The sequence below is a fragment of the Mesorhizobium sp. M7A.F.Ca.MR.362.00.0.0 genome, assembly GCF_004023175.1.
Taxonomy (GTDB): domain Bacteria; phylum Pseudomonadota; class Alphaproteobacteria; order Rhizobiales; family Rhizobiaceae; genus Mesorhizobium.
In genome coordinates, this window is the sequence record NZ_RZTF01000374.1 from 651 (window position 1) to 6292 (window position 5642).

The window sequence follows — 5642 nt, forward strand, 5'->3', positions numbered from 1 at the left end:
GGCCAACAGCCCGCAGTACAGCCGCTATTTTGAGAATGTCACCGATGCGGTGGCGATTTCGGATCGCGAGGTGGAGTTCCATTTCAACCAGAAGGGCAATCGCGAATTGCCCAAGATCATCGGCGACCTTGCCGTGCTGCCGAAACATTGGTGGGAAGGCACCGATGCCAACGGCAAGAAGCGGGACGTAACCAAGCCGACGCTGGAAATTCCGCTCGGTTCGGCCGCCTACAAGATCACCAGCTTCAAGCCGGGTTCGGAAATCATCTGGCAGCGTGTGCCGGACTATTGGGCGGCCAAGCTGCCGGTGAAGATCGGCCGTGAGAATTTCGACACCCGACGCTACACCTATATTCTGGACGACAACGCTGCCTGGCTCGCCTTCACCAAGGGTGGGCTGGAAGACATCAACCGCGAATACAGTTCGCGCAAATGGGCGACGGCTTACAATTTCCCGGCATTCCAAGCCGGCGATGTCATCAAGAAGGATTTCCAGACCCAGGCGCCGGAACCGATGCAGGGCTTCGTCCTCAACCAGCGACGGCCGCTGTTCCAGGACCGGCTGGTGCGTGAAGCGCTGACCATTCCGTTCGATTTCGAGAGCATGAACCGCACACTGTTCTTCGGCTTCAACACCCGCACGTCGAGCTATTTCCAGGGCACCGAACTGGCCTCGAACGGGTTGCCGCAGGGCAAGGAACTGGAAATCCTGGAAAAATACCGAGACAAGCTGCCGCCCGAACTTTTCACGCAGGAATTCAAGCTGCCGGTTTATGATTCACCGCAGGCGGAACGGAAGTACCTGAAACAGGCGGTCGATCTCTTCGCCAAGGCGGGCTGGGTGATCAAGGGCGGCAAGATGGTCAATGCCAAGACCGGCGCGCCGTTCAAGTTCGAAATCCTTGGCTGGAACGACACCGACCAGGTGATCGCCAGCCCCTACATCGCCAATCTGCGCAAGATCGGCGTCGACGCCACTTTGCGCATCATCGACCAGACGCAGTACATCAACCGCGTCAACAATTTCGATTTCGATGTCGTCACCGGGATGCTGCAGCAGTCGGATTCGCCGGGCAACGAGCAGCGCGACTTCTGGAGCTCTAAAGCTGCCGACTCGCCCGGTTCGCGCAATCTGATGGGCATCAAGGACCCGACCGTCGACGCGCTGGTCGATCGCATTATCTTCGCGACCGATCGCGACGATCTCGTCGCCGCCACCCATGCGCTCGACCGCATCCTGCTGTGGAACTTCTACGTGGTTCCCCAATATTACCGGTCGGCGGTGTGGCTGGCCTATTGGGACAAGTTCAAATTCCCCGACAAGCAGCCTGCCTATGCCGGAGCCGACATCGATTCCTGGTGGATCGACCCGGACAAGGAGAAGGCGCTGGCGGCCAAATACAAGGGTGGCAATTGATGGCGGCCCTTGCCCGCCGCGACTTCCTGGCCCTGGGCAGTGCCGCGGCAGCCGCTGCCTTGTTGCCCGGCCGGGCCTTCGCCGAAATTGCGACCGGCACCAAGCTGCATGGCCTGTCGGCCTTCGGCGACCTCAAATACAACCCCGATTTCGCGCATTTCGACTACGTCAATCCGGACGCCCCAAAAGGCGGCCAGATGAATTTCGCGCCGCCGAACTCGACCCTCAATCAGAGCTTCCTGACCTTCAACACCCTGAATTTCCTGGTGTTGAAGGGAGAGGCTCCGCCGCGCGCCGAACTCTGTTTCGATTCCCTGATGACAAGCGCGCTCGATGAGCCGGATGCGGCCTACGGCCTGCTCGCCGAAACCGTTACCCTGTCGCAGGACCGCAACGGTTTCCGCTTCTCCCTGCGACCCCAAGCGCGTTTCCACGACGGCTCGCCGCTGACCGCGGACGACGTTGTCTTCGCGCTGAAGCTTTATAAGGACAAGGGCCATCCGAACCTTTCCCAGGCGTTGCGGTACATGACCGACGCGGTTGCGGTCGATCCCGCCACCGTCAACCTCACTTTCAACGGCGAACAGTCAGCGCAAAACATCCTGGCGATCGTGGGGATGCCGATCGTCTCCAAGGCCTTTTATACGGCCAATGATTTCGATGCCTCGACCATGACACCGCCGCTTGGCTCGGGTCCCTACAAGATTGGACGCGTGGCGGCCGGACAGACTGTCGAATATGACCGCGTGGCCGACTATTGGGGCCGCGATCTGCCAGTGAACCGCGGCCTCTACAATTTCGACCGCATCCGCATCGACTTCTATCTTGACCGGCAGGCGGCGTTCGAAGCCTTCAAGAAAGGCGACACGCATTTTCGCGAGGAATTCACCTCGCGGGTATGGGCGACCGGATACGACTTTCCGGCGCTGAAGGACGGCAAGGTCGTCAAACGGGAATTTCCCGGTGAGAAGACGCCGGACATGCAGAGCGTCGCACTGAACCAGCGTCGTCCGCAATTCCGCGATGAGCGGGTGCGGCGGGCAATCGCCAGGTGCTTCGATTTCGAATGGATGAAGCGGGCGCTGTTTTACGGCTCCTACGAGCGTTCTCAATCGAACTTCGAACGGTCGGATTACAAGGCCGAAGGCCTGCCCTCGCCTGAGGAATTGGCCCTGCTGGAGCCGTTCCGGGCCGAATTGCCGCCAGAGGTTTTTGGTGAAGCGGTGACGCAGCCCCTTTCCGACGGTTCGGGCCATGACCGCAAGCTGCTGGGCGAGGCTTCGAGATTGCTTGCGCAGGCCGGCTGGAAGCGCGATGGCAGTTTCGTCGTCAACGACAAGGGTGAGCGGCTGCGGGTCGAAATGCTGGCGGAGGACGACGGCATCGTTCGCATCTACACCCCTTGGTCCGAGAATATGAAGGCGATCGGGATCGACGCATCGATCCGGCAAATCGATTCGGCGCAGTATGAGCAGCGGCACAGCAATTACGACTTCGATCTTGCCTTGCTGCATTGGTCGATCGGGGCGACGCCGACCGACGACAGCCTGCAGATGCTCTATGATTCCCGGATGGCGAAAATCCCGGGGCAGCGCAACTATCCGGGCACGGAAAGCAAGGCCATCGACGCCCTGATCGCGGCAGCCGGCAAGGCGAAAGACCGTATAGAACTCGTCTCGGCGCTCAGAGCGCTCGACCGGGTCTTGCGCGCGCGGCTGGACTGGATTCCAACATACTATCTGGCGAATCACCGCGTCGCCTATTGGGACATGTTCGGCTTTGTCGAACAGAAGCCCGATTTCGGCTTTCCGGTCGAGACGCTGTGGTGGTTCGATAAGGGCAAGGCGGCAAAAATTGGCAAAGGCTGAGATGTTCGCTCAAGCGGGGCAAAAGGCCTGATGGGCGCCTATATCCTGCGCCGCATCCTGTTGATGATCCCGACCCTGTTCGGCATCATGGCGATATCCTTCGCCGTTATCCAGTTCGCCCCCGGCGGCCCGGTCGAGCAGGTCATCGCCAGGCTGACCAATCAGGGCGGCAGCGACCGCCTCGGCGGCGGTGGCGGCGACGCGGGTGCTGGGGGCAACCTGGATGTCGCCGGTGACGTCAGTTCGAAATATCGCGGGGCGCAGGGGCTCGATCCGGAATTCATCAAGAAGCTGGAAAAGCAGTTCGGCTTCGACAAGCCGCCGCTCGAGCGCTTCGGCATGATGCTGTGGAACTATGCCCGCTTCGATTTCGGCGACAGCTATTTCCGTGACATTTCGGTGCTCGACCTGATCCTGGAGAAGATGCCGGTGTCGATCTCGATCGGACTGTGGATCACGCTGTTGTCCTACCTGATCTCGATCCCGCTCGGCATCCGCAAGGCGGTCAAGGACGGCACTCCCTTCGACGTCTGGACCAGCGGCGTCGTCATTGTCGGCTATGCCATTCCGGGCTTCCTGTTCGGCATCATGCTGATGGTGCTGTTTGCCGGCGGGTCTTTCTGGGACTGGTTTCCGTTGCGCGGCCTCACCTCGGACAATTGGGATCAACTGTCCTGGTGGGGAAAGATCGTCGACTATTTCTGGCACATGACCTTGCCGCTGACCGCGCTGGTGCTGTCGGCCTTCGCCACCACGACGCTGCTGACCAAGAACTCGTTCCTCGAAGAAATCCGCAAGCAGTATGTGGTGACGGCGCGGGCCAAGGGCCTGTCGGAACGGCAGGTGCTCTACGGCCATGTCTTCCGCAACGCCATGCTGATCGTCATCGCCGGCTTTCCCGGCGCCTTCATCTCGGCCTTCTTCACCGGCTCGCTGCTGATCGAGAACATCTTCTCCCTCGATGGCCTCGGCCTGCTCGGCTTCCGGTCGGTGGTCGAGCGCGACTATCCGGTGGTGTTCGCCAATCTCTATATCTTCTCGCTGCTGGGGCTGTTCGTCGGTCTCTTGTCCGACCTGCTCTACACCTGGGTCGATCCGCGCATCGATTTCGAGCGGAGAGACGTCTGATGTCGGAGGCTACAGTCCCCGTGGGCGCGGCTCCCGCGCGGATCAAGCGGCCGTTTCTGTCGCCGCTCAACAAGCGGCGCCTGCAGAACTTCAGAGCCAACCGGCGCGGCTACTGGTCGCTGTGGATCTTCCTCGTCCTGTTCGTGCTGTCGCTGTTTTCCGAGTTCATCGCCAACGACAAGCCGATCATCGCCTCCTACAAGGGCGAGATCCTGTTTCCGGTGCTGGTCGCCTACCCCGAGGAAAAATTCGGCGGTTTCTATGCCGTCACCGATTATCGCGACCCGGTCATCCAGGACGAGATCAACGCCAATGGCTGGATGATCTGGCCACCGGTGCGCTACTCCTATCAGACCGTCAACAACGCCATTCCGGAAGCAGCGCCGGCCAGGCCGTCTTGGCAGTATGACGCCACGAAGCGCTGCAACCAGTATCCGAAGGGTGCCGCCGACCCCGCCTGCATCGTCGGCAACTGGAATTGGCTCGGTACCGACGACCAGGCGCGCGACGTGCTGGCGCGCGTCATCTACGGCTTCCGCATTTCGGTGCTGTTCGGCCTGATCCTGACCGCCGGCTCGGCCTTGATCGGCGTCGCGGCCGGCGCCGTGCAAGGCTATTTCGGCGGCTGGACGGATCTCTTGTTCCAGCGTTTCATCGAAATCTGGTCGGCGATCCCGGTGCTCTATCTCCTGCTCATCGTCGCCGCCATCCTGCCGCCGGGCTTCTTCATCCTGCTCGGCCTGATGCTGCTGTTCTCCTGGGTGGCGCTGGTCGGCGTGGTGCGGGCCGAGTTCCTGCGCGCCCGCAATTTCGAATATGTCAACGCGGCCCGGGCGCTCGGCGTGCCCAACCGCACCATCATGTTCCGGCACCTGCTGCCCAACGCCATGGTGGCGACATTGACCTTCATGCCCTTCCTGCTCTCAGGCTCGATCTCGACGCTGACCTCGCTCGACTACCTCGGCTTTGGCCTGCCGCCCGGCTCCGCCTCGCTCGGCGAACTGCTCAAGCAGGCGCAGCGCAACCTCAATGCGCCGTGGCTCGGCATTTCCGGCTTCGTCGTCATCTCGCTGATGCTGTCGCTGCTGGTCTTCGTCGGCGAGGCGACGCGCGACGCCTTCGATCCGCGCAAGACGTTCAGATGAGCGAAGCCCCCTTGCTCAGCGTACAGGACCTCAGCGTCGCCTTTGCGCAAGGCGGACAGCAGTCGCTGGCCGTCGACCATATCT

At 61.3% G+C, this 5642-nt stretch carries 4 protein-coding genes; all 4 read left to right on the top strand.

Features of this window, described 5'->3' with window-relative positions; translation table 11 throughout:
* Positions 1 to 1417: extracellular solute-binding protein (locus EOC06_RS30350; RefSeq protein ID WP_245470222.1), on the top strand; the 1417-nt coding region annotated here is incomplete at its 5' end.
* Complete coding sequence (locus tag EOC06_RS30355) at positions 1417 to 3285, top strand: extracellular solute-binding protein (protein WP_128309527.1); 1869 nt, start codon at positions 1417 to 1419, stop codon at positions 3283 to 3285. The genes EOC06_RS30350 and EOC06_RS30355, both read left to right, overlap by 1 nt.
* A gap of 30 nt (positions 3286 to 3315) precedes the next feature.
* Positions 3316 to 4413: a microcin C ABC transporter permease YejB gene (locus tag EOC06_RS30360; RefSeq protein ID WP_127321004.1), complete on the top strand. Its 1098-nt coding sequence runs from the start codon at positions 3316 to 3318 to the stop codon at positions 4411 to 4413.
* Positions 4413 to 5558 (top strand): ABC transporter permease, encoded by a 1146-nt coding sequence (locus tag EOC06_RS30365; RefSeq protein ID WP_128309528.1) that lies wholly within the window; start codon positions 4413 to 4415, stop codon positions 5556 to 5558. The genes EOC06_RS30360 and EOC06_RS30365 overlap by 1 nt, the downstream gene beginning before the upstream one ends.
* The last annotated feature ends 84 nt before the right edge of the window (positions 5559 to 5642 follow it).